A 23242-nucleotide genomic window follows, 5' to 3' on the forward strand; every position below is an offset into this window, starting at 1 on the left:
CTACTCCCCTACTCCCCTACTCCCCTAACTTCCCCATCGCCTTGTACACCGCAATGCCGGCAGCGAGGTCTTCGAGGGCTGCGCCAACCGATTTGAACAGCGTGATCTCACCGGGGCTCTGCCGGCCCTTCTTCTGGTCGCGTGCCAATTCATGCAGGTCGGCGACGATGGCTTGCGCCTCCAGCACGCCCGAGGCCAGTGGCTGGACGATGTCGCCCGCTTCCTTGGTGGCGCCGGCCCGGGTGTCGACGTAGACGCGGGCGCGCGCAATCGCATCGTCGTCGCTTTCGCGCATGGCCGGCGTGAAGCCGCCGACCAGATCGACATGGGTCCCCGGCTTCAACAGCGCGCCCCTGATCAGCGGCGTGGTCGTGATCGTCGCCGACGAAACGATGTCGGCCTGGCCGAGTTCTGCGTCGAGATCGCTCGCGGCGGTAGCCGCAAAGCCCTCGGCGCGCAATTCCGCCGCAACCTTTTCGGCATTGGCCGGCGTGCGGTTCCAGATGCGGATGACGGTGATCGGCCGCACCGCGCAATGCGCCCTGGCGAGGAACGGCGACAGCGCGCCGGCGCCGACCACCAGCAGCCGCGAAGCGTCCTCGCGGGCCAGATAGGAGGCTGCCAGCGCCGAGGCGCAGGCCGTGCGCCACTGCGTCAGCCGCTGGCCGTCGATCATGGCTTCAGGCTCGCCGGTTGCACCGTCGAGCAGGAGGTAAAGCCCCATCACCGCAGGTTTGCCCACGGCGTTGTTGTCGGGCGACACGGTGACGATCTTGACGCCGATATGGCCGCCTGCCGACGAGCCGGCCGCATTGAAGTCGGTCCAGGCCGGCATCAGGAGCAGGGTCGAGGCCGCGCCGTCGGGCCGTTCGACCGTATGGTGGTGCCTGACCGGCTGTACCGCGCCATCGCGAAAAGCCGCGCGTAGCGTTTCGACCAGGCCGGGAAAGGTCAGCGCCTGATCGACCTCGGCCGCCGAAATGCTCAGCATAGGAAACTCCGTCGAGAGAAATTCGCCCTGACGCATGACCGCGAAACCAGAAGCGATTTTCCGCAAAGATCATGCGCAATCAAAAATGGTACAGCGTCTTTTGCGCGTCCAAAAAGGGCGCGCGGCGGTTCCGGCTCAGCCCGTCGGCTTCGGCAAGGAGGGGCCTTGTTGCGCGGCCGGTGCCCGGCTGACCGCCTGGCGCAAGTTCTCGGCCTCGACGCCGCGCTGACGCGCCAGCTTGCGATAGCGGCCCTGCTTGATCCAGGTCGCCAGGCTGCCGACGATCATGCCGATGGCGAGGGCCAAGAACAGGAAGATGAAAAGCGGCAGCGTCATCGTCAGCGCCGGATTGCCGGGGTTGAATGGGTCCAGGGTGAAGGCAACCGGATCGCGGTTGGCGACCGCCAGCGCAATCAGAATGACGGCCAGCGGCACGAAGACCACGATGAGCATGAAACGATTGAACATAGAATTTCCTGTCGAAGGCGGGCTCTACCAAAGGCCGGGCCTACTGAAAAGGCTGGCATGGCGCATGAGCCCGCGCGGCGCTTATTTGCCGCTGTTCAGCCTTTCACGCAATTCCTTGCCGGTCTTGAAGAACGGCACCCATTTCTCCTCGACCTCGACGGATTCCCCGGTACGCGGATTGCGGCCGGTGCGGGCGGGGCGGTTTTTCACCGAGAAAGCGCCGAAACCGCGCAGTTCGACCCGGTTGCCTTCGGCAAGCGCGTCGGTGATCTCGTCGAAAATCGCGCCGACAATGTTTTCGACGTCACGCAGGAAAAGGTGCGGGTTGCGTGTGGCGATGATCTGCACAAGTTCGGATTTGATCATGAGAAGGCTCCCCGTGAAAACTCTGCGGTCAAATTATGAGGATGATTTTATTTGCTTTTTCACTCGTCTCAAGGGTGCCAGACGGAAACCAGACCGTCAAGAAACAAGCGATCGGCACCAAGTTCGTGAATGATGTCGCCGCCATAGTCGGGCAGGCCGAGCGCACTGCCGATGGTTCGCGCCATCGACTTCGAGAACAGGAAGCCACCGCTTTCCGCGTCCTTCCACTCCACCACCTTGAGCTTGGCGTCGATGCCCTTGGTTGCGAGCCAGTCGATCGCTTCGGTCTCGCCGCCGACCGCGTCGACCAATTTGTTGGCAACGGCCTGCCGGCCGGTGAAGATCGATCCGTCGGCCAGCGCCAGCGCCTCCGGTTTGGTCATCTTGCGGCGTTCGGCGACGATGCCGACGAACCAGTCGTAGCTGTCGAGGATGAGCTTGCGGACCATGGTGCGCTCGTCGTCATTGGTCGGCTTGAAAGGCGATGGCGAAGCTTTCAACGGCGAGGATTTCACTTCCTCGAGCTTGACGCCGAGTTTGTTCATAAGGCCGCTGACGTCCGGATACTGGATCAGCACGCCTATCGAGCCGACAATCGACGATTTGCGCGCGACGATATGATCGGTCGCGGTGGCGATCATATAGCCCGCCGATGCGGCCAGCGTGCCGACCTGGGCCACCACCGGCTTCTCGGCGGCCAGCTTGCGCACAGCCTCGTAGATCGATTCGCCGCCGACGGTGGTGCCGCCCGGTGAATCGATCGACAGGATTACGGCTTTCACCCTCGAGGATTGACGGATGGCGTCCAGTTGCTTGATCAGGTCTTCGTCTTCGGTGATGGTGCCCTCGATCTCGACCTTGGCGATATGGTCGATCGCCGCGCCAGTGAAGTCATCGCCGTAAATCCAGGTCCAAAAGGCAATCAGCCCGGCTGCTGCGACAACAAGCGCTGCAACGCGCCAGAATGTCAGCTTGCGGCGCAAGCGGCGGCGGTCGATCAGGTCGTCGGCTCTCAGTACCATGGTCAGCCTCATAGTCGGTGGGAGCAGATGCTTTTAAAGCAACCGCCCGCGCCCGGCTACCGATTCCTGACGAGCTTGCGCCAAAGACAAGGTCTCGACGTTGGGGAGACGGCGTTTCGAGAGAACGTAAAAGACCAATCCACAGCCCCTAACGCTGTCCGCCCGTATCTGGTATGACGTGCAAGTTGTGCCGGTTTCATTTTCGTTTGTGCAACAGCAACCGTCACACTTTTGCGGTTTTCCTCCGCTTGTGCTTGCTTGTGGGCGCCGGCATCCCACCTATAGGGGTGCTTGGCGGCAGGGGTTTAGAAGAAAGCAGTTATGTTAGCGCGACCGATCGAACCGACCAACACCGAGGCGGGGTTGGCTCCCCCGGACGTAGGCCCGGCGCGGGTCGACGCCTTCGGCATCGCCCAGCGCCACTCGCGCCGCGTGCGTATCTTGAAGCTGGCGGTGCCGCTGGCCGCTGCCGCGATCGCGGTCGCCGTCCCGGTCTATTCCTATCTCTCGGCGCCTGGCTCGATCCAGGTCCAGGCCGACGCCAGCGCCTTCGCGAACGGCAAGCTGGTGATGGCCAACCCCAAGCTCAACGGGTTCACCAAGCAGAAACTGCCCTATTCCATGACGGCTTTGCGCGCCATACAGGACGTGAGCCAGCAAGGCATCATCAATCTGGAGGGCATCGACGCCAAGCTGCCGATATCAACCGACAATGTGGCGGCCATCAATGCCCCGCACGGTAGCTTCAATCGCGATGGCAACACGATGAGCCTGACCAGCGATGTCACCATAACCACCACCGATGGCCTGGCGGCAAAGTTCAAATCGGTCTTTCTCGACATGGGCAAAGGCACTATGAAGACGAACGATCCGGTCGACGTCAGCCGTGGCGGGTCGCGGATTACCGCGGATTCCATGTCTGTCCAGGACAACGGCAAGATCGTGGTCTTCGAGAACAGAGTGCGTGTCAACATCGATCCCGCCAGCTTGAAGGCGGCAGAGGCAATGAGCGGAGAATCCAATGCGGTTCAGTAGTTCGACACGGCTCGTGGCCGCGGCTTCGGCGTTGCCGGCCGTAGGGCTGGCCGCCCTGGGGCTGGCTTTGGCGGCGGCGCCGGCTCTGGCGCAGTCCAGGACCACCAGCCAGCTGTCGGGCCTCAAACTGTCCGGCGACAAGCCCATCCAGATCGAAAGCGACAAGCTCGAGGTTCGCCAGGCGGACAGCGTCGCCGTGTTCACCGGCAATGTAAACGTCGTCCAGGGTCCGACCTTGCTCAAGGCCGGCAAGATGACGGTCTATTACGTCAAGGACCCCGACGCTGCCGCCAAGGGTGAGCAGGCCTCGGGTGCCGCGATGACGGGCTCGGCCGACATCGACCGTCTGGAGGTCGCCAACAAGGTCTATATCAAATCGGACGACCAGGTCGCCACGGGCGACAACGGCACCTTCGACATGAAGACGGAAGTGCTGGTGCTTTCAGGCAGCAAAGTCGTGCTCTCGCAAGGCGACAATGTACTGGTCGGCTGCAAGCTGACCGTGCAGATGAAGAGCGGTCTGGCCCAGGTCGACCCCTGCGGCGGTGGACGCGTCATGATGTCGATCACGCCGCCGAAGTCGGGAGCGGCGAACCCCTGATGGTCGACGTAGCATCGCTGTTGGCGCGTCTTCCAGGACGCGCCGCCAGCAAACTTGCGGCACCGGCCGCGATTAGCCTCGATCAGGTAAAATTCAAGGGAACCCTGATCGCCAAAGGGCTGACCAAGAGCTACAAGGGCCGCAAGGTGGTCAGCGGCGTGACGATCGGCGTGCGCGCCGGTGAGGCGGTCGGGCTGCTCGGTCCCAACGGCGCCGGCAAGACCACCTGCTTCTACATGGTCACCGGCCTGGTGCCGGTCGACGAAGGCACGATCGAAATCGACGGCTTCGATGTCACCTCTATGCCGATGTACCGCCGCGCCCGCCTTGGCATCGGCTACCTTCCGCAGGAGGCGTCGATCTTTCGCGGCTTGAGCGTCGAGCAAAACATCCGTGCCGTGCTCGAAGTGGTCGAGAAGAGCCGCAAGGAGCGCGAACGCATTCTCGACGAACTGCTCGAGGAGTTTCACATCAGCCATCTGCGCAAGGCCCCGTCGCTGTCGCTTTCCGGCGGCGAGCGGCGGCGCCTTGAAATCGCGCGCGCCCTGGCGACCCGCCCCGCATACATGCTGCTCGACGAGCCTTTCGCCGGCATCGATCCGATCGCCGTCGCCGACATCCAGCAACTCGTGCGCCATCTGACGGCGCGCGGCATCGGCGTGCTCATCACCGATCACAATGTCCGCGAGACGCTCGGCCTGATCGACCGCGCCTACATCATCCATGCCGGCCAGGTGTTGACCCATGGCCGGGCCGACGAAGTGGTCGCCAACCCGGATGTGCGGCGGCTTTATCTCGGTGAGGGGTTTACACTCTAAGCGTGAAAATTTCTGTCCAGACGCGGTTTTTGACGCGAGACAGAGCTTTTTCTTCGATTTCTCGTCGGAATACGCACGGACAGGCGAGTTTTGATCGCCGTCGCCTTGACAAGCAAAAGCCGGGCCAGTTTCTATGCCGAACTCCTTCCGGCAGTCCGGATGCGTAGACAGGGCGTTTGAAACCGAACCATGGCGTTGGCGGCAAAACTACAGCTACGACAGTCCCAGTCGCTGGTGATGACGCCGCAACTCATGCAGTCGATACGGCTGCTGCAGTTCACCCACATCGAGCTGGAACGCTTCATCGACGACGAGATCGAGCGCAATCCTTTGCTCGAGCGCGCCGAGCCGCAAGACGATGCCGTCAGCGACCAGGCGCAGAAGATCGATGCCGCGCCGGAAACGGCCACCGCCGGCGACTGGTTCGAGAAGGAAACGGCGTGGAGCGCCGAGGCGATCTCGGAAAAGCTCGATACTTCGCTGGAAAACCTGTTTCCCGACGACCCCGGCACCAGCGAGCGGCTCGGTCCCGACCTGACGGCCCAGTGGAAATCGGCATCCGGCAACGGTTCCGCATCCTCTTCCGACGGTTTTGACGTCGGAGACATGGCGGCCGGAGCCATCACGCTGCGCGAGCATGTTGCCGAGCAGGTCGCGCTTGCCTTCGCCGACCCGGCAGCACGCCTGATCGCCAGCGAACTGGCCGATGGCCTCGACGAGGCCGGCTACATGCGCGCCGACATGGCTGAGATCGCCACCCGTCTCGGCACCGACAGAGCGGCGGTGGCAAATGCGCTCGCGGTCTGCCAGACATTCGAGCCCACCGGCCTCTTTGCCCGCGACCTTGCCGAATGCCTGTCGCTGCAGCTTGCCGTCCGCGACCGTCTCGACCCTGCGATGAAGGCTTTGATTGCCAATCTCGAACTCTTGGCCCGGCGCGATTTCCAGACCCTGAAACGGATTTGTGGGGTCGATGAGGAGGATCTGCTCGACATGCTGGCCGAGATACGTGCGCTCGATCCGCGCCCGGGGATGGCGTTTTCGGGCGGCGCCAGCGACGCGATCATCGCCGATGTCGAAGTGCGTGCGGCCAATGACGGGAGCTGGGTGATCGAACTCAACCCCGAAACGCTGCCGCGCGTGCTGGTCGACCATATCTATTTCGCTCGGGTTTCGCCGCATGCGAAAAATCAGACGGAAAAGGACTTCCTGGCGGAGTGCCTGCAAAACGCCAATTGGCTGACGCGCAGCCTCGATCAGCGGGCGAAGACTATCCTCAAGGTTGCCTCAGAAATCGTGCGCCAGCAGGACGCCTTCCTCGTCCATGGCGTGCGTCACCTGAGGCCGCTCAACCTGCGCACCGTGGCCGACGCCATCGGCATGCACGAATCGACCGTCAGCCGGGTCACCGCCAACAAATACATGCTGACGCCGCGCGGCGTGTTCGAACTGCGCTATTTCTTCACCGCCTCGATCGCTTCGTCGGGTGGCGGTGACGCGCATTCGTCTGAAGCGGTGCGCGACCGCATCAAGCAGTTGATCGACGAGGAGAAACCTGCCGACGTGCTTTCCGACGACGCGATTGTGGATATGTTGCGGGAAAGCGGCGTCGATATCGCCAGGCGCACGGTCGCCAAGTATCGGGAGGGCATGAATATTCCCTCGTCGGTGCAGCGGCGGCGTGAAAAACGCGCTTTGGCCAGCGCCGGACGCTGATCTCTGACTGAATTTTCGACAGCTTTCGCACTTCATTGACAAGCCGCAATGAAGTGGCTAGAAGCCCGCCCGCATGGGACGGGCTACTGCCCGCATGCGGATGGTCCGTCACGACGTTGGCCACGGGACGGTCAAGAAGGCGGCTTGTGATCATCGGAAAAGTTCGGATTTAAAATCGGCGCAAGTGACGCCGCAAAGCTTGTGCGCTCAGACCACGGGTATAAACTCGGGACAGTTTGAAGCCTGAGCAAGGAAGGTCAGTATTCAGATGACGCTGCGCATATCAGGAAAACACATGGATATCGGCGATGCGTTCCGTACGCGCATCAACGACCGTGTCGGAGAGGTGATCGGGAAATATTTCGATCGGGGCTTTTCTGGGCAAATTGTAGTCGTCAAATCGGGATCGCGCTACACGGCCGATTGCATGATCCGGCTGGATTCCGGCGCTTCGCTGCAGGCGACCGGTGAAGCGCAGGACCCGACGCTCGCTTTCGAGGCGGCGGCGGATCGCCTCGAGACCCGCCTTCGCCGCTACAAGCGTCGGCTGAAGTCGCATAATTCAGGCAACGCCAATGGCGAACCCACCGACGTCGCCTATACGGTGATGGCGCCGCTTGCCGACGATGACGAGGAAATGCCGGAGAATTTCGCGCCAGCCATCGTCGCCGAATCAACCATGACGCTGCGGACCATGTCGGTGGCGTCAGCCGTGATCGAACTCGACACCAAGGACAGCCCGGTCCTCGTCTTCCGCAACGCCGGAAACGAGCATCTCAATATCGTCTATCGTCGGCCGGACGGAAACATCGGCTGGATCGACCCGTCTACGACCAAGGTCGCGCAGGGCTAACGGCCAAGGCCGCACTGGGCTGACGGCCAAGGCCGCACTGGGATAAGGCACCAGCCGCACGCGAGAGTGAGGGCTGGCGACGGCAGGCGAACAAGGGATTTCAAGTATGGACCTGAGCGATCTTATCAACGTTCCGGCAATCTTGCCGGCGTTGAAGGCGAACTCCAAGAAGCAACTGCTGCAAATGCTGTCCGAAAGGGCGGCGGCGATTGCCGGTATTCCGGAACGGGAGGTGTTCGACACCATCCTGCAGCGTGAACGGCTGGGCTCGACCGGTGTCGGCAACGGCATTGCCATTCCGCATGGCAAGCTGGCCGGGGTGAAGCGGATCGCCGGGGTTTTCGCCCGGCTGGAGACGCCGGTCGATTTCGAGGCGCTGGACGACCAGCCGGTCGATCTGGTGTTCCTGCTTTTGGCGCCCGAAGGCGCCGGCGCCGACCATCTCAAGGCGCTGTCGCGCATTGCGCGGGTGCTGCGCGACGCCGACACGGTGGCCAAGATCAGGGGCACCCGCGACGCCGCCGCGATCCATGCGCTTTTATCGGATACACAAGCCTCGCACGCGGCCTGAGTTTTTTCGATCAGTTCGGTTAAAGGGCCGCCGCGAGCGGCCCTGTCCGTTCTAACCAGATCGCTGCGCCGTCTTGTTAGTGGATCGCGACTTAGTGGATCGCGACGGGGGTCAGGTCGTTTTCCAGGGCGCCGGCCAGCGCCCGCTCGCGAGCGTCGGAAAGCAGGATCGGCTGGCCGTTGGCGGCAAACAGGGCCCACAGTTCCAGCCCGGGCGCGATTTCGCCGAGGCCCGGGAAACGGCCGCGCAGATCGTCGCTCGAGATTTTCCTGAGATAGGCGACCGAGCCTTCGCCGAGATGGGCGAACTCGCCGCTGGTCATGATAAGATTTTCGTCAGTTCTGGTCATTTAAGCCTCCGTGCTGCGAGGACCCCGTTCAAGGCCGCCTCGCATGAGAGCAATCGGTAAAAATCAGTCTTTCACCGATATGTTTATTTTCCGTACCAGCCGTTCGGACTCGGGCCGATCGAGATCGATCGACAAAAGACCGTTCTTCAGCTCCGCCGCGATCACCCGCATGCCGTCGGCCAGCACGAAACAGCGCTGGAACTGGCGCGCGGCAATGCCGCGGTGCAGAAATTCGCGCTCGGTGTCATCGTTCTGACGGCCGCGCACGACCAACTGGTTCTCCTCCGTGGTCACATCGAGATCGTTTTCGGCGAAACCGGCGACAGCGAGTGTGATACGCAGCCTTTCGGCCTTGCCGTCGGCACCGCTGAGGCGCTCGATGTTGTAGGGAGGGTAGCTGTCACCTGACTTCGCCAGACGCTCCAGGGTCTTTTCCATGGCGTCGAAACCCAGGAGAAGCGGGCTGGAAAAAGGCGTCATTCGACTCATGTTACACTGTCCTCTCAAGAGCGACATAAAGCGGAAAAACCCGGATGGCATTTTTCCCGATGGTCTTGATATGGTCCGCCCGGCGGTCGAGTTCAAGCCGTCAAAAGCCCCGCCCAAAAAGACTCCCTAAACAAGGAATTGAAATGCCCCAATCCCGCAAGATCATTATCGACACGGATCCCGGCCAGGATGATGCCGTCGCCATATTGCTGGCGCTCGGCAGCGCCGAGCTGGAGATCGTCGGCATGACCGCCGTCGCCGGCAACGTGCCGCTGAGACTCACCGAAAAGAATGCACGCAAGATCTGCGAGCTGGCCGGCCGGCCTGACATCAAGGTCTATGCCGGCGCCATCCGGCCGCTGGCGCGCGAACTGGTAACCGCCGAGGAGGTGCACGGCGAGACCGGGCTCAACGGACCGCAATTGCCCGAACCAACCATGGAGCTGCAGGCCCAGTACGCAGTCGATTTCATCGTCGAGACGCTGATGAAGGAAGAGAGCGGCACGATCACCCTGTGCGCACTCGGCCCGCTCACCAACATAGCGCTGGCGCTGATCCGCGAGCCGAACATTGCGCCGCGCATCAAGGAAATCGTGCTGATGGGCGGCGGCTTCTTCGAAGGCGGCAACGTCACCCCGACCTCCGAATTCAACATCTATGTCGACCCGCATGCCGCCGATGTCGTATTCAAATCCGGCATTCCGATCGTCATGATGCCGCTCGACGTCACCCACAAGGCGCTGACCACGGCCAAGCGCACCCAAGCCTACCGCAAGCTCGGCACCAGGGTCGGCACGGCCACGGCGGAGATGCTGGAATTCTTCGAACGATTCGACGAAGAGAAATACGGCACCGACGGCGGTCCGCTGCATGACCCTTGCGTCATCGCCTATCTATTGAAACCCGAGCTGTTCAGGGGCCGCAACTGCAACGTCGCTGTGGAAACCGCCTCGGAACTCACCATGGGCATGACCGTGATCGACTGGTGGGGCGTGACCAAACGGCCGAGCAACGCCATGGTGATGCGCGACATCGACCACGATGCGTTGTTCGCGCTGCTGCTGGAAAGGCTGGGCCGGCTTTAGGGCCGCTTCCTTCTCCCCTTGTGGGGCCTTGTGGCCCGAAGGGCGGGCGAGGCCCGTGACTCGCCCCGGGCGGGGGATCTGCGTGCAGCGCCGAGACGGTTGAGGGTATTGGCCGGAGCGCTGTTGGAGCTGGAACACCCCTCATCCGGCCGCGGAGCCTGTCCTCGGGCTTGCCGGGGGCAAGACCAGTGGGCGGCCACCTTCTCCCACGGGGGGAGAAGGAAAGGAGTGCCGCTCACTTCGCCTTTGAAAATGCCAGCCACAGGCCGCCGCCGACCAGAAAACTGCCGCTTATCCGCGACAGCAGCTTGACGCGGCCGGCCGAAAGCAGGCGTCCGGCGCGGCCGGCGGCCAGCGCGTAGGTCGAATCCGATACGGCGGCGAAGATCATGGCGGTGAGGCCCATGACGCCGATCTGCAACCCATGGTTGCCGTCAGGGGCGATGAACTGCGGAAAGAAGGCGCCGAAGAACACCAGCGTCTTGGGATTGCTGATCGCCACCAGCAGGCCCTGCAGGAAGAAGCCGCCGCGCGGTGTCTTCGCCGATCCGTCGGCGTTCAGCTTGCCCTTGGAGCGGAACATCTGCACACCCATCCAGATCAGATAGGCGGCACCGATCAGCCTGACCCATTCGAACCAATGGCCCATTCCCGCGATCAGCGAGGTCAATCCGATGCCGACAATGGCGATCATGATCGCCAGTCCGGCCTGTGTGCCGGCGACGTTGGCGAGGCCGGCGCGAGAGCCATGGCGGATGCTGTTGGCGATGATCAGCGTGACCGTCGGTCCGGGTACCAGGATGATGACGAGGCAGGCGACGAGATAGGTGGCATAGAGTTCCAGCGACATGGTTTCCTCAACAGTATGCGGCTTTGCGACACGGCTGACCGCGATCAATGCATGACAGTAACGCGGCTGCAAGCGGCAGGAGATGTCGCCGGCAACCTTGACCTGGATTATTTTAGGCTCCAGCCAGCCACGGCAGCGTCGTCTCGTAGGCTGCCGCCGCTCTCAGCACGGCCATGTCGCCGCGCGGCCGCCCGATCAATTGCATGCCCATCGGCCTGCCGCTGCCATCGAAGCCGGCCGGTACGTTGACCGCCGGGCAGCCGCCCAGCGTGGCGAGTGCTGAAACCTGCATCCAGCGGTGATAGCTGTCCATGGCACGCCCGGCCACCTCCCGGGGCCAAGGAGTACTGACATCGAAGGGAAAAACCTGCGCAGTCGGCAGCGCAATCAGGTCGAAGCGATCGAAGAGCGCCAGCAACGTTCGATGCCAGGACGAGCGCCTCACCGTGGCGGCGTGGATCTGCGGCGCCGTGAGCTGCAGCGCCTGTTCCACCTCCCACACCGCCTCCGGCTTCAGAAGAGCGCGTTTCAAGGGATCGTCGTAATGCGCCTTGAGCGCACAACCGCTGCTCGCCTGGCGCAGCGTCACGAAGGCCTGCCACAGCGCTTCGAAATCGACATCCGGCACCAGCGCTTCGGTCTGAAAGGATGCCGCGGCGAACCGGCCGAGAGCGGCCTCGCAAAGACCAGGGATGCCGGGTTCGACCGGCAGATGACCACCGAGATCGCCGAGCCAGGCGATGCGGCCGCCGGCCGTCGGCGTTTGCAGTCCCTGCAGGAAGCAGTCCTGCTTGTGATGCGAGAGGGGCGCGCGAGGGTCGTAGCCAGCCTGCTCGTCGAGCAGCAACGCCATGTCGCGCACGCTGCGGCCCATCGGCCCTTCGACGCCCATCTGGGCGTGGAAGACGTCAAGCTCTGGGCCGGCCGGGACAAGCCCCTGCGACGGACGGAAGCCATAGACGTTGTTGTAGGCGGCCGGGTTGCGCAGCGAGCCGCCAAAGTCGCTGCCGTCGGCGACAGGCACCATGTCGAGCGCCAGCGCGACCGCCGCGCCGCCGCTCGAACCGCCGGCGGTCAAGGCCGGGTCGAAAGCATTGCGTGTCGGGCCGAATACGGTGTTGTAGGTATTGGAGCCCAGGCCGAATTCGGGAACATTGGTCTTGCCGATGATGATGGCGCCGGCCTTGCGGATGCGCTCGACGAAGAAATCGTCTTCCTGCGGGACGAAATCGGCGAAGATCGGCGAGCCCAAGCTGGTTCTGAGGCCCTTGGTCTGCGCGAGATCCTTGATGGCGATCGGCAGGCCGAACAGCGGTCCGGCATGCCCTGCATGCGCCAGATGGGCGTCTGCCCTGTCGGCCTCGCGCAAGATGTCGGCACGGTCGCGCAGCGAGACGATGGCATTGACCAGCGGGTTTACCGCGTCGATCCGGTCGAGGAATGCCGTCACCACCTCGCGCACCGACAACCGCCTGCGCCGGATCGCCTCGGCAAGATCCACGGCGGACAGGCGGCAGATATTGCCGGCAGGCGGCACGGCGTGTTTTGTGGCCGGACGCATGGCTCTCACCTGGCTGGCGTGTTTTGGAGCGCCGCCTCGACGTCCTTCGCTAGTGGGATCGCCGGCTGGGCGCCGGGCTTCAGGCAAGCGAGCGAACCAGCGGCTGCAGCACGGGCGAGCGCCTGGTCGAGCGGCAGGCCCGATGACAGCCCGGCGGCGAAATAGCCGCAGAACGTGTCGCCGGCGCCGACCGTATCGACCGGAGTGATGTTCAACGCCGGAACCATCAGGAGATCGGCTGGCGTGGCGGCCAGAACGCCGTCACCGCCGAGCGTGACGACTATTGTGCGACCGGTCGTCCCCGCGAAATCGCGCATCCGCGCCGGGCGATCGCGGCCGCTCAGCGACAGCGCCTCGCCATAGAGGTCGAATTCGGTTTCGTTGGCGACGACATAGTCGGCCTTGCCGAGGAAGGCGGCCGCCTCTGCGCGGAACGGTGCCGTGTTGAGCACGGTAACCGCGCCTGCCGCCCGTGCCGCGTCCAGTGCTGCATCGACAGTCTGCAGCGGAATCTCCTGCTGCAGGAGCACGACATCGCCCTTCTTCATGAAAGCCTTGGAGAGGTCGCCTGTGACGACCGAATCATTGGCGCCCGGCACCACGGCAATGATGTTCTCACCGTCGTCGGCGACCATGATCAATGCCGTGCCGGTCGAAGCGAAGGTTTCACCGACACCGGACAGGTCGATCTTGCCGTCCCGCAACAGCGCCAGCGCTTCGTTGGCGAAATTGTCCTTGCCGACCGCGCCGACCATGCGCACCTTGGCGCCGGCGCGCGCGGCGGCCAGCGCCTGGTTGGCGCCCTTGCCGCCGGGTGCGGTGCTGAAGCCAGAACCCCGAACCGTCTCGCCCTGTGCGGGCAAGCGGTCGACATTGGCGATAAGGTCGAGGTTGATCGAGCCGACAACGATGATCAAGTGGTGCCTCCCTGCTGACTGCGGGAAGCTACTCCGTAAGGCCGCCGCTTGCCAGACGGCGCGATCTAATCGCGTCAGGTCTGAACGCGCTTCTCAGCGCAACTCCAGGCGTCGTCGGCGCCGACATCGACAATTGGCGCGCGATTTCAGGATCCGACCTGTCCCGCTTCCCAGCCAAGGATGGCGCGTTTGCGCGTCAGGCCCCAGTGGTAGCCCGTGAGCGCGCCGGACTTGCCGAGAGCCCGGTGACACGGCACCACGAAGGACATCGGATTGGCGCCGACCGCGGCGCCCACCGCCCGGCTGGCGCTCGGTGCGCCGATGCCGGCGGCGATCGAGGAATAGGTGCAGGCCTTGCCCATCGGGATGCGCAGCAAGGCTTCCCAGACGCGGACCTGAAAGTCGGTGCCGATCAAGACGACGCGCAGCGGCTGGTCGGCGCGCCACAGTGCCGGGTCGAAGATGCGCGCCGCATAGGGCGCCGTCGCGGCCATGTCCTCGACATAGGTTGCGTTCGGCCAGCGGCCGGACATGTCGGCGAAGGCCGCACGCTCGTCGCCGACATCGCTGAAGGCGAGGCCGGCAAGCCCACGGTCTGTGACCATGATCAGGGCGATGCCGAAAGGCGAGATATGATAGCCGTAGCGGATCGTCAGCCCGGCGCCGCGCGTCTTGTAGTCGCCCGGCGACATCGCTTCGTGGGTGACGAAAAGGTCGTGCAGCCGGCCGGGGCCCGACATGCCGACCTCGAAAGAAGCCTCGAGCAGCGGCATGCCGGAATCGAGCAGTTTGCGCGCGTGGTCGAGCGTGACCGCCTGCAGAAACGCCTTGGGCGACAGGCCGGCCCAGCGGGTGAAGAGCTTCTGCAACCCGGTCGGTGTCTCGCCGACTTCCTCCGCCAATATCTCGAGCGACGGCTGGTCACGATAGTCAAGGCTGATCTTCTCGATCGCGCGCCGAACAACTTCGTAGTCACCGCCTTCGGGTGTGATGTCTTTCTTCAGAATAGCTGTCTGTGCGTTCATCGGGCCATCTCCTTGATCGTGAATATCGTCCTTCGCGGCTCCGATCACCACCCGAAACTTGCCTTCTCGTCATGTGCATCCAGATAGATCTGGCTTCGAGGAAGGAGCCGACGAGGGCTGGCAAAAAGGTGCATTCCAGCAGGGAGAAGTAACGCTGCCGATTACCGTTCTTGGCCGATTGCCGGTTTATGAGGCATTGCAGAACCGGTTCGCGAACGAGGCGGTTCGCTCACATTCAGCGCGCTTTCGCGGTCGCCAGGGCGCGCGAAAAGGCTGACGCAAAGCTCTCGCGGTCGTCGGGATTAAGGAAGCCGCCGATCGGCACATTCTGGCCTTGTGCTTCCACCGCCATCCTGGTGATGCCGATTTCGGCGTGGCGGGCGACCGAAAAACGCGCCCAGAACGGATTGAAGCGATGGGCTTCCGATTTGCCTGATGGCGCGGTCTTGCGGATGTCGAGGCTGGTGCGCGAGACCGACACCTCCTCACGGGCGCGGGCGGCACGATAATTGGCGCGAAAGGCGATGTAGACGGCGATGACGTCGAGACCCAGGAAGCCGAACACCGGCCAGGCGCCGCGCGACAGGAAAAACGCTCCGGTGACCAACGAGCCGAACAGCAGAGCGCCCATCAGGATGGCAAAGCCGGTTTTGCCCAGCGAGCGATGCGGTATCAGCAACGCCTGGAAGAATGGCTCGTCGGCCTGAAATGAGGCGTTTGTGTCGCTCATGCCGGGGTATTATAGGAAGGGGATGACGAGCCCCAAGTCCAAAAATTCCTCTACACCCAAAAATGAACTGCTCCCCGGCCGACGCGATAGCGCGAACGCCAAACCGCGTGCCCGGCCTCTGCGGTCCCATTCGCTCTACGGCCCGGCCGAAGTGCACGAGATTTTCCGACGCTTTTCCGTTCAGCGGCCCGAGCCGAAGGGCGAGCTCGAACATGTCAACGCCTTCACGCTGCTGGTGGCGGTGGTGCTTTCGGCACAGGCGACCGATGTCGGCGTCAACAAGGCGACGCGGGCGCTGTTCAAGGTCGCCGACACGCCGCAAAAGATGCTGGCTCTCGGCGAAGCCAAGGTCGGCGACTATATCCGCACCGTTGGGCTCTGGCGCAACAAGGCCAAGAACGTCATCGCGCTCTCGGAGGCGCTGATCCGCTGCTATGGCGGCGAAGTGCCCGACGACCGCGACCAACTGGTCAAGCTGCCGGGCGTCGGGCGCAAGACCGCCAATGTCGTGCTCAACATGGCCTTCGGCCAGCACACGATGGCGGTCGACACGCATATCTTTCGCATCGGCAACCGGCTGCGGCTGGCGCCCGGCAAGACGCCGGAACAGGTCGAGCAGGGGCTGTTGAGGATCATTCCGGACGAATACATGCGCCATGCGCATCACTGGCTGATCCTGCATGGCCGCTATGTCTGCAAAGCGCGCAAACCGGATTGCCCGATCTGTGTCATCGCCGACATCTGCAAGGCCGAGGAGAAGACGAATGATGTTCCGGCGCCGCTGGTCGAAATTGCGCCGCTCGAACCCTTAAGCGAGATTCAGTAGCCGTAGCCGCGCGCCATCGCCGCGGCGAAGACCGGGATCAGCAGGAAGATCGAGGCTTCGGCGCGGACATAAGTTCGAACGGATGCAAGTTGTGCCGCCGGCACTTGAAAGCCGGGGCTGGCCGAGGCCTGCCTGCTCCAGAACGCAAAGCGGACCGTCGGGATGATCGACAGCAGCCCGACGGTGACGAAGGCCGCCATCTTTGCCCAGAATACCCAGTTGTAGACGTAGAATTCCCAACCTTTCAGGCCGTAGATGACGCGTCCGATGCCGACAACGATGATCAGCATGGCGATGATGCCGTAATGGCGATCGATGCCGACAAGCCGCCGAAGCGTCGCGGCGGGCAGATCGCCGCGGATCAGGACAAATTCGGCGCCGATGATGCCGGCCAGTGAAAACACCAGCAGATGATGAACGATGGCAAGCAGAAAATCGGTGGTATCCATGCCCTTTTCCCTCCGTCGGACGGCACAGCGGACGCTGAATCAGTTCATGCGAAGGGTAGCATCGTTCGGCAAGATTCCCATGCCGGAGCTGGAGTTCGCGACTACGTTGACGCCAAATCCCGACAGCCTAAATTTGACATAACCAGACTGAAACGCGCCTTGAACCCGATGCCGGACGACATCCGAACCGCTTTGACAAAGCAGGGTTTGATGGCGGCCTATGATGACAGACCGGATTATCAGAAGAACGACTATCTCGGCTGGATCGCTCGTGCCAAACGCCCCGAGACAAGACACAAGCGGCTCGACCAGATGCTGGACGAATTGAAGCGTGGCGGCGTCTACATGAACATGCCGTGGCGCGGCTGAAATCGCGCTTGTCGGGTCACAGTTTCCCGCGGTCGAAGCGCCTCGACCTCGTTTCTCGCGCTGGAAGATGATCTGCCCTGTCCTGGCTCTTGTTGGACATTTGGGCGACATGCATGAGGCACCGGCAAAGAAACACTTTGAATTTGCGCATGATCGTTTCGGAGGCGGTTTTTCGGCGATCGTGCGCCGCGAGGCAGAGTTATGGGAATTCCAGGAGCAGCCAGTGCACCGGTCATCGAGACGAAGCGAACCATCTTGCGGCCACACCAGCTCGATGATTTCGATGCCTATGTTGCCATGTGGGCCGATCCGGACGTCACCCGCTTCATCGGCGGCAAGCCGCGCACGCGCGAGGAAAGCTGGATGCGCTTCCTGCGTCATGCCGGCCTGTGGTCGCTGCTGGGCTACGGCTTCTGGGCGATCGAGGACAAGGCATCCGGCCGTTTCATCGGCGAGGCCGGTTTCCACGATCTGAAGCGCGACATGGTGCCGTCGATCGAAGGCGTTCCGGAAGCCGGTTGGGCGCTGGCCCCGAGCGCACATGGCCAAGGGTTCGCCAGCGAAGTCGTCGGACGGGCTCTCGCCTGGGGCGACGAGGCATTCGGGCGCGCAAGGACGGTCTGCATCATCGATCCGGAAAACACCGCTTCGCTGAGCGTCGCGGCCAAATGCGGCTACAGCGAAGTGTTGCGGACCACCTATCACCACGATGCGACGATCCTGCTGGAACGGCAGCCCTAGCGGTTGCGGCCTGTCATCCGGTGGTTCTGATCGGGCCGAATCGAGGCTTTCTAGGCCTGCCGCTTCAGCACCGGGCCTTCCGCTTCGGCCTTTAGGGCCGCCTGTTCTAGCATCGAGGCGTCTTCGCCGAAAGCGCGGGTGGCGCGCGCGGCCGCCTCGATCAGCGGATTTTTCATGCGCTGTAGAAAGGCCGCGTCGACGCGCGTGCTCGGGCCGGACAGCGTCAACGCACCGAGCAGGGTGTGCCCCGGCCCGAACACTGGTGCCGAGACGCCCGCCGTCTCGGGGTCGCGATCGCCGACCGACAAACAATGGTAGGTTTTGCGGATCGTCTCGTATGGTTCGCCCTGCTGACCGGAAAACGCCGCAAGCACGCGGCCGCCTGTGCCGGCCAGCAGGGGCAGCACGTCGCCTTCCCGGATGGTGTAGCGGATGGGATGCTTGGACTCGACGCGGTAAAGACAGGTGCGCACGTCGCCCGAACGGACATAGAAGGCGACGCTTTCCCAGCTTCGCTCGGCCAGATCGCGCATGATCGGCAGCAGGATGTCGATCGCCACCACCGAACGCTGGTATAGGGCGCCCAGCCGAAAGGTGGCAGGGCCGACACGGTAGCGGCCGTCGTCGAGACGCTCCAGCAATTGCCCGCCCAGCAACGAGTTCGCCAGCCTCAGGATCGTGCTCTTGTAGAGGCCGGTGCGCGCCGCGATTTCGGCCAGGCTGAGCGAACGGTCGGCAGCAGCGAAAGCATCGAGGATGGCGATCGCTCGGTCGAGCGCGGCAACGCCGTTGGTCGACGCAGGCTTGGTTTGTGTTACGGTTATCCGCTTGACCACGTCGTTCCGTTCCCAGTTGGACAGAAGGGCCGATCGGAACAATTGTGCCGCATCCGGACAGTTCTGTCCAGCAGAATGCCATTCCGGTTGACAGAACGATGCAAAGACTGCATGAATTTTTGTCGAGCGGGTCTGAATTCAGGCTACGTTGCTGGCAGGCACCGGAGGAGGTGTCGTGATTGGAGGAATCCCATGCTGAACAGACGCAGATTTTTAACGAGCACCGCCGCTGCCGGCGCCGCCGGTTTCGCAGCGTTGCATCTCTCGCCCGCTTTCGCGCAGGACGCACCGCAGATCCAGATCTTTGTGCCGGCAGCGCCCGGCGGCGGCTGGGACCAGACGGCGCGCACGATGGACCAGGTGCTGCGCAGTGAGAAGCTGATCTCCGGTTCGCAGATCACCAATGTCGGCGGCGCCGGCGGCACAGTCGGCCTGCCGCAATTCATCAGCCAGTGGAACGGCAAGGGCAATTCGCTGATGGTTGCCGGCATGGTCATGGTTGGCGCTATCATCGCCAACAAATCGGCCAACAATCTCACCGAGGTCACGCCGATCGCCCGCCTCACCGGCGAATTCGAGGCGCTGGTGGTGCCGGCGGCCTCGCCGTTCAAGACAGCAGCGGATTTCGTCGCCGCCCTCAAGGCCGATCCGACCAAAGTGCCGGTGGCAGGCGGTTCGGCCGGCGGTTCGGACCACATATTGTTCGGCCTTATCGCCAAGACGGCCGGTGTTCCGGCAGCCAACCTCTCCTACGTGCCGTTCGCCGGCGGCGGCGAGGCATTGTCAGCGCTTCTCGGCAACCAGGTCGCGGCCGGCATCTCCGGCTATGGCGAGTTCTCCGAACAGGTCAAGGCAGGCGCGCTTCGGCTGCTCGCCATTTCCGCGGACAAGCGCCAGGAAGGCATCGACGCACCGACGATGAAGGAATCCGGCATCGATGTTGAACTGTTCAACTGGCGCGGCGTCTTCGCACCGCCGGGCGTTTCCGACGCCGACAAGGCGGCGATGATCACGCTGGTCGAGACGATGGCCAAAAGCGAAGCCTGGACCACCGAATGCAAAAACCGCAACTGGACGCAGATCCTGCTCACCGGCGACGACTATGCGAAATTTCTCACCGAAGACACGGCTAGGATCGCAGCCATCCTCAAGGACCTCGGCCTTGCCTGATGTCCCCGGAGAGGGGCGGTCTGCACTGCCCCTTTCCGATGTTCGCCAGCCGCATGGACATACGATCCGGCGCGAGTGAAACTGCGATGAGGTCGGCCGTGGGAGACCGGCTATCCAGGGAGGACGATCATGAGCACCAGCGACCAGCAGGCGGCGCGGCCGCGCCTTGCCGTGCCCGAATTGCTGATCGGCATCGGGCTTCTTGCCTGCGCCGGCGCAGTGGCCTGGCAGACTCTGTCGATTCCGGTGTCGCCGCTCTACTCCAAGGTCGGCCCGACCGTCTTCCCCTACATCACCATGGTCGGCATGACGGTCCTTTCCCTGCTGCTGATCGTCGCCGCTCTGCGGGGCGGCTGGCAGCCGGAGGAAGAAAAGGAAACCCCGACCGACTGGAAGGCGATGGGCATCGTCGCCGTCGGACTGGTCACGAATCTTGTTCTGATCCAGCCGCTTGGGTTCACCGCAGCCTCGGTGATCATGTTCGTTCTCATCTGCCACGGATTCGGCAGCAGACATCCGCTGCGTGACGTGCTGCTTGGCCTGATCCTGGCGCTTGCCGCCTATTTCGGCTTCGCCAGGGCGCTCGGCGTCAACATCGGCGCCGGCTTCATCGAGAACCAGCTGAACACGGGCATCGATTCCATTATCCGTATGTTGAGAGGCTGAAGCCATGGAAACGCTTGGCCATCTCGCGCACGGATTTTCGGTCGCCTTTACGCCGGTCAATCTCATGTGGTGCCTGCTCGGCACGACACTGGGGACAGCGATCGGCGTGCTGCCAGGCCTCGGACCTGCGCTGACCATCGCCCTGCTTTTGCCGATCACCTACCAGGTGGCGCCGGAAGCGTCCTTCATCCTGTTTGCCGGCATCTATTACGGCGCCATGTATGGCGGTTCGACGACATCGATCCTGCTCAACACTCCGGGTGAAAGCGCGACCATCGTCACTGCGCTGGAAGGCAACAGGATGGCCCGTTCCGGCCGCGGCGGCGCTGCACTTGCCACCTCGGCGATCGGCTCCTTTGTCGCCGGCACACTCGGCACGCTGGGGGTCGCCTTCCTGGCCCCGGTCGTCGTCAAATTCGCGCTGTCCTTCGGCCCGGCCGAATATTTCTCGCTGATGGTGCTGGCCTTCATCACGGTTTCGGCGGTGCTCGGCTCGTCGTCGGTGCGTGGCCTGACCAGCCTGTTCATCGGTTTCGTCATCGGCATGATCGGCGTCGACCTGCAGACCGGGCAACCGCGCTTCACCTTCGGCATGAGCCAATTGCTCGATGGCGTCGACGTGATCGTCGTCGCGGTCGGCCTCTTTGCGGTCGGCGAGACGTTCTACATGGCCTCGCGCCGCTATGCCGGCAAGGACGAGATCGTGCCGCTGAAGGGCTCGCTCTACATGACGGCGGCCGAATGGGCACGCTCGTGGAAGGCTTGGCTGCGCGGCGCCCTGCTCGGCTTCCCGATCGGCGCGCTGCCGGCCGGCGGCGCCGAAATCCCGACCTTTCTCTCCTATGCAATCGAGAAAAAGCTCTCCAAACACAAGGAGGAGTTCGGCACGGTCGGCGCCATCGAAGGCGTTGCCGGGCCGGAATCCGCCAACAACGCATCGGCCGCCGGCGTGCTGGTGCCGATGTTGACGCTTGGGTTGCCGACCTCGGCGACGGCCGCGATCATGCTGTCGGCCTTCCAAAGCTATGGCATCAATCCCGGGCCGATGCTGTTCATGACGCAGGCCAATCTGGTCTGGGGGCTGATCGCCAGCCTGTTCATCGCCAACATCATTCTCGTCATCCTCAACCTGCCGCTGATCGGGTTGTGGGTGCGGCTGCTGAAAATCCCGGCGCCGCAGCTCTATGCCGGCATCCTGGTGTTCGCCACGGTCGGCACCTACGGTATTTCTCAGTCGCCGACCGATCTCGTCATCCTCTATTTGCTCGGCGCGGCCGGGTTCCTGATGCGGCGCTTCGATTTCCCTACGGCGCCGGTCATCATCGGCATGATCCTGTGGCCGCTTGCCGAAACACAGTTCCGCCGCGCGATGACCATCTCGAACGGCGACTGGTCGGTGTTCTACAAACATCCGCTGTCGCTGACGCTGCTGACGCTGGCGTTCATCGGGCTGATCGGGCCGCATATCTACGCTTACATCGAACGCCGGCGCATGCGTGGACCGGAACACGTGCCGGGCGATGCTTGACCTGTTTGTGACATCATGACCGATCTGCTGTCCGGCATCCGCGTCCTCGACCTGACCAATGTTCTGGCTGGCCCCTACTGTGCCTATCAGCTGGCGCTGCTCGGGGCCGATGTGATCAAGGTCGAGGCGCCGCAAGGCGGCGATCTGGCGCGCCAGCTCGGCGGCTCGCCGGAACTCAACAGCACCGGCATGGGCGCTTCATTCCTGGCGCAGAACGCCGGCAAACGATCGGTCGTGCTCGATCTCAAGAAAGAGGCCGATCGCGGACGCTTCCTCGATCTGGTCGCCTCCGCCGACGCGCTGGTCGAGAATTTCCGCCCCGGCGTGATGGATCGGCTGGGGCTCGGCTATGCCAGGCTGAAAGAGGTCCGCCCCAGTCTTGTCTATTGCGCGATTTCGGGCTTCGGCCAGACCGGGCCGATGCGCGACAATCCGGCCTATGACCAGATCATCCAGGGTCTTTCGGGCATCATGAGCATCACCGGCACAGCGCAGACCGCGCCGCTGCGTGTCGGTTATCCCGTCGCCGACACGCTGGGTGGGCTGGTCGGGGCGTTCGCCATCACGGCGGCACTTGTGAAGCAGAAGACGACAGGCGAGGGCGCTTTCCTCGACGTGTCGATGCTCGAATGCACGCTTTCCGCGCTGGGCTGGCCGGTCTCCAACTATCTGACGGCAGGCGTCGAGCCGCAGCCGATGGGCAACGAGAACATGACGGCGGCACCTTCCGGCACGTTTCGCACCGGCGACGGTCTGCTCAACATCGCCGCCAACAAGCAGGAGCAGTTCGTCACGCTCTGCCGGCTGGTCGGGCTGCCGGAGCTGGCGTCGGACCCGCGCTTTGCCGAGCGCGAGACGCGCAAGCGCAACCGCATCGCCTTGAAGGCGCTGATCGAGGATGCCCTGGCGAACAACTCGGCCGCAGCCTGGGAGGAGACGCTCAATCGCGCAGGCGTGCCGGCGGGCAGGGTGCTGACCATCCCGCAGGTGCTGGCCGAGCAGCAGGTGATCGAGCGCGAGATGACCGCCCGCTTCGATGGCATGCCGAAGATGGACCGGCCGCTGACCGTCGTGCGCGGAGGGTTCATGGTCGACGGCGAAGCACCGTTGCCGACCAGGCCGCCGCCGGCGCTGGGCGAGCACATGGACGAGGTGTTTGCCAGTCTGCCGCCGCGCGTCGAGAAAAGGGCGCAGGCATGAGCGACGCGAG

The 23242-nt window shown here is 63.4% G+C and carries 27 protein-coding genes; 14 read left to right on the plus strand and 13 right to left on the minus strand.

Annotated features, from left to right (window positions below; all coding sequences use genetic code 11):
• Positions 1–16: 16 nt before the first annotated feature.
• The 4 genes from lhpI to sppA all read right to left on the minus strand — a co-directional run bounded on the left by lhpI (position 17) and on the right by sppA (position 2847).
• A complete protein-coding gene (lhpI, locus tag AC0L2Z_RS20725) occupies positions 17–991 on the minus strand; it encodes a bifunctional Delta(1)-pyrroline-2-carboxylate/Delta(1)-piperideine-2-carboxylate reductase (protein ID WP_023797439.1) in 975 nt (324 codons plus the stop codon).
• 135 nt (positions 992–1126) lie between these two features.
• Entirely contained in the window at positions 1127–1459 is a 333-nt protein-coding gene (locus AC0L2Z_RS20730) for a LapA family protein (protein ID WP_027153064.1), read from the minus strand.
• An 81-nt stretch (positions 1460–1540) separates the two neighbouring features.
• Positions 1541–1825: an integration host factor subunit beta gene (locus tag AC0L2Z_RS20735; protein WP_023797441.1), complete on the minus strand. Its 285-nt coding sequence runs from the start codon at positions 1823–1825 to the stop codon at positions 1541–1543.
• A gap of 68 nt (positions 1826–1893) precedes the next feature.
• On the minus strand, positions 1894–2847 hold the full coding sequence (gene sppA / locus AC0L2Z_RS20740; RefSeq protein ID WP_473629178.1) for a signal peptide peptidase SppA: 954 nt from the start codon (positions 2845–2847) through the stop codon (positions 1894–1896).
• 321 nt (positions 2848–3168) lie between these two features.
• Between sppA and lptC the strand changes: the two genes are divergently transcribed.
• The 6 genes from lptC to ptsN all read left to right on the plus strand — a co-directional run bounded on the left by lptC (position 3169) and on the right by ptsN (position 8441).
• Positions 3169–3882, plus strand: a complete 714-nt coding sequence (gene lptC, locus AC0L2Z_RS20745) for an LPS export ABC transporter periplasmic protein LptC (protein WP_027153063.1) — start codon at positions 3169–3171, stop codon at positions 3880–3882.
• On the plus strand, positions 3869–4483 hold the full coding sequence (locus tag AC0L2Z_RS20750) for an LptA/OstA family protein (protein ID WP_473629179.1): 615 nt from the start codon (positions 3869–3871) through the stop codon (positions 4481–4483). Before lptC ends, AC0L2Z_RS20750 begins: the two co-directional genes overlap by 14 nt.
• A complete protein-coding gene (gene lptB / locus AC0L2Z_RS20755; protein ID WP_287230420.1) occupies positions 4483–5301 on the plus strand; it encodes an LPS export ABC transporter ATP-binding protein in 819 nt (272 codons plus the stop codon). Before AC0L2Z_RS20750 ends, lptB begins: the two co-directional genes overlap by 1 nt.
• 189 nt (positions 5302–5490) lie before the next feature.
• Complete coding sequence (gene rpoN, locus AC0L2Z_RS20760) at positions 5491–7017, plus strand: RNA polymerase factor sigma-54 (protein WP_023797446.1); 1527 nt, start codon at positions 5491–5493, stop codon at positions 7015–7017.
• 268 nt (positions 7018–7285) lie between these two features.
• Entirely contained in the window at positions 7286–7870 is a 585-nt protein-coding gene (gene hpf / locus AC0L2Z_RS20765) for a ribosome hibernation-promoting factor, HPF/YfiA family (RefSeq protein WP_023797447.1), read from the plus strand.
• Positions 7871–7976: 106 nt separating this feature from the next.
• Positions 7977–8441, plus strand: coding sequence for a PTS IIA-like nitrogen regulatory protein PtsN (ptsN, locus tag AC0L2Z_RS20770; protein ID WP_023797448.1), 465 nt, complete (start codon positions 7977–7979; stop codon positions 8439–8441).
• 91 nt (positions 8442–8532) lie between these two features.
• On the opposite strand, the gene AC0L2Z_RS20775 is transcribed toward ptsN, so the two are convergent.
• Together AC0L2Z_RS20775 and AC0L2Z_RS20780 are read right to left on the minus strand one after the other, a co-directional pair.
• Positions 8533–8790 (minus strand): BQ00720 family protein, encoded by a 258-nt coding sequence (locus AC0L2Z_RS20775; protein ID WP_023797449.1) that lies wholly within the window; start codon positions 8788–8790, stop codon positions 8533–8535.
• 63 nt (positions 8791–8853) lie between these two features.
• Complete coding sequence (locus tag AC0L2Z_RS20780; RefSeq protein ID WP_023797450.1) at positions 8854–9279, minus strand: Hsp20 family protein; 426 nt, start codon at positions 9277–9279, stop codon at positions 8854–8856.
• A gap of 143 nt (positions 9280–9422) precedes the next feature.
• Here AC0L2Z_RS20780 and AC0L2Z_RS20785 point away from each other — a divergent pair, with 143 nt between their 5' ends.
• Positions 9423–10364, plus strand: a complete 942-nt coding sequence (locus AC0L2Z_RS20785) for a nucleoside hydrolase (protein ID WP_023797452.1) — start codon at positions 9423–9425, stop codon at positions 10362–10364.
• A 235-nt stretch (positions 10365–10599) separates the two neighbouring features.
• On the opposite strand, the gene AC0L2Z_RS20790 is transcribed toward AC0L2Z_RS20785, so the two are convergent.
• The 5 genes from AC0L2Z_RS20790 to AC0L2Z_RS20810 all read right to left on the minus strand — a co-directional run bounded on the left by AC0L2Z_RS20790 (position 10600) and on the right by AC0L2Z_RS20810 (position 15447).
• Positions 10600–11214, minus strand: a complete 615-nt coding sequence (locus AC0L2Z_RS20790; protein WP_023797453.1) for a LysE family translocator — start codon at positions 11212–11214, stop codon at positions 10600–10602.
• A 112-nt stretch (positions 11215–11326) separates the two neighbouring features.
• The gene (locus AC0L2Z_RS20795; protein ID WP_473629180.1) at positions 11327–12775 is read right to left on the minus strand and encodes an amidase; all 1449 of its coding nucleotides are present in this window, start codon (positions 12773–12775) and stop codon (positions 11327–11329) included.
• A gap of 5 nt (positions 12776–12780) precedes the next feature.
• Positions 12781–13692 (minus strand): ribokinase, encoded by a 912-nt coding sequence (locus tag AC0L2Z_RS20800; protein WP_473523540.1) that lies wholly within the window; start codon positions 13690–13692, stop codon positions 12781–12783.
• 146 nt (positions 13693–13838) lie between these two features.
• A complete protein-coding gene (locus tag AC0L2Z_RS20805) occupies positions 13839–14717 on the minus strand; it encodes a methylated-DNA--[protein]-cysteine S-methyltransferase (protein WP_287346458.1) in 879 nt (292 codons plus the stop codon).
• 235 nt (positions 14718–14952) lie between these two features.
• Entirely contained in the window at positions 14953–15447 is a 495-nt protein-coding gene (locus AC0L2Z_RS20810) for a DUF2244 domain-containing protein (RefSeq protein WP_091595586.1), read from the minus strand.
• Between the two features lie 22 nt (positions 15448–15469).
• Between AC0L2Z_RS20810 and nth the strand changes: the two genes are divergently transcribed.
• A complete protein-coding gene (gene nth / locus AC0L2Z_RS20815) occupies positions 15470–16273 on the plus strand; it encodes an endonuclease III (RefSeq protein WP_473629181.1) in 804 nt (267 codons plus the stop codon).
• Here nth and AC0L2Z_RS20820 read toward each other — a convergent pair.
• Positions 16267–16722 carry a DUF2214 family protein gene (locus tag AC0L2Z_RS20820; RefSeq protein ID WP_473629182.1) on the minus strand — a complete coding sequence of 152 codons (456 nt, stop codon included), beginning with the start codon at positions 16720–16722 and terminating at the stop codon, positions 16267–16269. The two genes, nth and AC0L2Z_RS20820, sit on opposite strands and share 7 nt — an antisense overlap.
• 168 nt (positions 16723–16890) lie before the next feature.
• Here AC0L2Z_RS20820 and AC0L2Z_RS20825 point away from each other — a divergent pair, with 168 nt between their 5' ends.
• Both AC0L2Z_RS20825 and AC0L2Z_RS20830 read left to right on the plus strand, forming a co-directional pair.
• Positions 16891–17091, plus strand: a complete 201-nt coding sequence (locus AC0L2Z_RS20825; RefSeq protein WP_128169938.1) for a YdeI/OmpD-associated family protein — start codon at positions 16891–16893, stop codon at positions 17089–17091.
• Between the two features lie 201 nt (positions 17092–17292).
• The gene (locus AC0L2Z_RS20830) at positions 17293–17832 is read left to right on the plus strand and encodes a GNAT family N-acetyltransferase (RefSeq protein ID WP_473629183.1); all 540 of its coding nucleotides are present in this window, start codon (positions 17293–17295) and stop codon (positions 17830–17832) included.
• A 50-nt stretch (positions 17833–17882) separates the two neighbouring features.
• Here AC0L2Z_RS20830 and AC0L2Z_RS20835 read toward each other — a convergent pair whose 3' ends face one another.
• The gene (locus AC0L2Z_RS20835) at positions 17883–18656 is read right to left on the minus strand and encodes an IclR family transcriptional regulator (RefSeq protein WP_473629214.1); all 774 of its coding nucleotides are present in this window, start codon (positions 18654–18656) and stop codon (positions 17883–17885) included.
• A 204-nt stretch (positions 18657–18860) separates the two neighbouring features.
• Between AC0L2Z_RS20835 and AC0L2Z_RS20840 the strand changes: the two genes are divergently transcribed.
• The 4 genes from AC0L2Z_RS20840 (at position 18861) to AC0L2Z_RS20855 (ending at position 23232) form a co-directional block, all read left to right on the plus strand.
• Complete coding sequence (locus AC0L2Z_RS20840; protein WP_473629184.1) at positions 18861–19838, plus strand: Bug family tripartite tricarboxylate transporter substrate binding protein; 978 nt, start codon at positions 18861–18863, stop codon at positions 19836–19838.
• 129 nt (positions 19839–19967) lie between these two features.
• Positions 19968–20504 (plus strand): tripartite tricarboxylate transporter TctB family protein, encoded by a 537-nt coding sequence (locus AC0L2Z_RS20845; RefSeq protein WP_473629185.1) that lies wholly within the window; start codon positions 19968–19970, stop codon positions 20502–20504.
• Between the two features lie 4 nt (positions 20505–20508).
• Entirely contained in the window at positions 20509–22032 is a 1524-nt protein-coding gene (locus tag AC0L2Z_RS20850; protein WP_473629186.1) for a tripartite tricarboxylate transporter permease, read from the plus strand.
• Positions 22033–22047: 15 nt separating this feature from the next.
• On the plus strand, positions 22048–23232 hold the full coding sequence (locus AC0L2Z_RS20855) for a CaiB/BaiF CoA transferase family protein (protein WP_473629187.1): 1185 nt from the start codon (positions 22048–22050) through the stop codon (positions 23230–23232).
• Positions 23233–23242: the final 10 nt, after the last annotated feature.

The sequence above is a fragment of the Mesorhizobium sp. WSM4850 genome, assembly GCF_055811735.1.

Coding starts and splice junctions, on each gene's coding strand:
- AC0L2Z_RS20810 (WP_091595586.1), bottom strand. CDS start 15,447: ATGAGCGACACAAACGCCTCATTTCAGGCCGACGAGCCATTCTTCCAG.
- AC0L2Z_RS20840 (WP_473629184.1), top strand. CDS start 18,861: ATGCTGAACAGACGCAGATTTTTAACGAGCACCGCCGCTGCCGGCGCC.
- AC0L2Z_RS20785 (WP_023797452.1), top strand. CDS start 9,423: ATGCCCCAATCCCGCAAGATCATTATCGACACGGATCCCGGCCAGGAT.
- AC0L2Z_RS20795 (WP_473629180.1), bottom strand. CDS start 12,775: ATGCGTCCGGCCACAAAACACGCCGTGCCGCCTGCCGGCAATATCTGC.
- AC0L2Z_RS20845 (WP_473629185.1), top strand. CDS start 19,968: ATGAGCACCAGCGACCAGCAGGCGGCGCGGCCGCGCCTTGCCGTGCCC.
- lhpI (WP_023797439.1), bottom strand. CDS start 991: ATGCTGAGCATTTCGGCGGCCGAGGTCGATCAGGCGCTGACCTTTCCC.
- AC0L2Z_RS20855 (WP_473629187.1), top strand. CDS start 22,048: ATGACCGATCTGCTGTCCGGCATCCGCGTCCTCGACCTGACCAATGTT.
- AC0L2Z_RS20735 (WP_023797441.1), bottom strand. CDS start 1,825: ATGATCAAATCCGAACTTGTGCAGATCATCGCCACACGCAACCCGCAC.
- AC0L2Z_RS20830 (WP_473629183.1), top strand. CDS start 17,293: ATGGGAATTCCAGGAGCAGCCAGTGCACCGGTCATCGAGACGAAGCGA.
- sppA (WP_473629178.1), bottom strand. CDS start 2,847: ATGGTACTGAGAGCCGACGACCTGATCGACCGCCGCCGCTTGCGCCGC.
- AC0L2Z_RS20790 (WP_023797453.1), bottom strand. CDS start 11,214: ATGTCGCTGGAACTCTATGCCACCTATCTCGTCGCCTGCCTCGTCATC.
- AC0L2Z_RS20805 (WP_287346458.1), bottom strand. CDS start 14,717: ATGAACGCACAGACAGCTATTCTGAAGAAAGACATCACACCCGAAGGC.
- hpf (WP_023797447.1), top strand. CDS start 7,286: ATGACGCTGCGCATATCAGGAAAACACATGGATATCGGCGATGCGTTC.
- AC0L2Z_RS20780 (WP_023797450.1), bottom strand. CDS start 9,279: ATGAGTCGAATGACGCCTTTTTCCAGCCCGCTTCTCCTGGGTTTCGAC.
- AC0L2Z_RS20820 (WP_473629182.1), bottom strand. CDS start 16,722: ATGGATACCACCGATTTTCTGCTTGCCATCGTTCATCATCTGCTGGTG.
- AC0L2Z_RS20775 (WP_023797449.1), bottom strand. CDS start 8,790: ATGACCAGAACTGACGAAAATCTTATCATGACCAGCGGCGAGTTCGCC.
- ptsN (WP_023797448.1), top strand. CDS start 7,977: ATGGACCTGAGCGATCTTATCAACGTTCCGGCAATCTTGCCGGCGTTG.
- lptB (WP_287230420.1), top strand. CDS start 4,483: ATGGTCGACGTAGCATCGCTGTTGGCGCGTCTTCCAGGACGCGCCGCC.
- AC0L2Z_RS20730 (WP_027153064.1), bottom strand. CDS start 1,459: ATGTTCAATCGTTTCATGCTCATCGTGGTCTTCGTGCCGCTGGCCGTC.
- AC0L2Z_RS20750 (WP_473629179.1), top strand. CDS start 3,869: ATGCGGTTCAGTAGTTCGACACGGCTCGTGGCCGCGGCTTCGGCGTTG.
- AC0L2Z_RS20850 (WP_473629186.1), top strand. CDS start 20,509: ATGGAAACGCTTGGCCATCTCGCGCACGGATTTTCGGTCGCCTTTACG.
- AC0L2Z_RS20825 (WP_128169938.1), top strand. CDS start 16,891: ATGCCGGACGACATCCGAACCGCTTTGACAAAGCAGGGTTTGATGGCG.
- nth (WP_473629181.1), top strand. CDS start 15,470: ATGACGAGCCCCAAGTCCAAAAATTCCTCTACACCCAAAAATGAACTG.
- rpoN (WP_023797446.1), top strand. CDS start 5,491: ATGGCGTTGGCGGCAAAACTACAGCTACGACAGTCCCAGTCGCTGGTG.
- lptC (WP_027153063.1), top strand. CDS start 3,169: ATGTTAGCGCGACCGATCGAACCGACCAACACCGAGGCGGGGTTGGCT.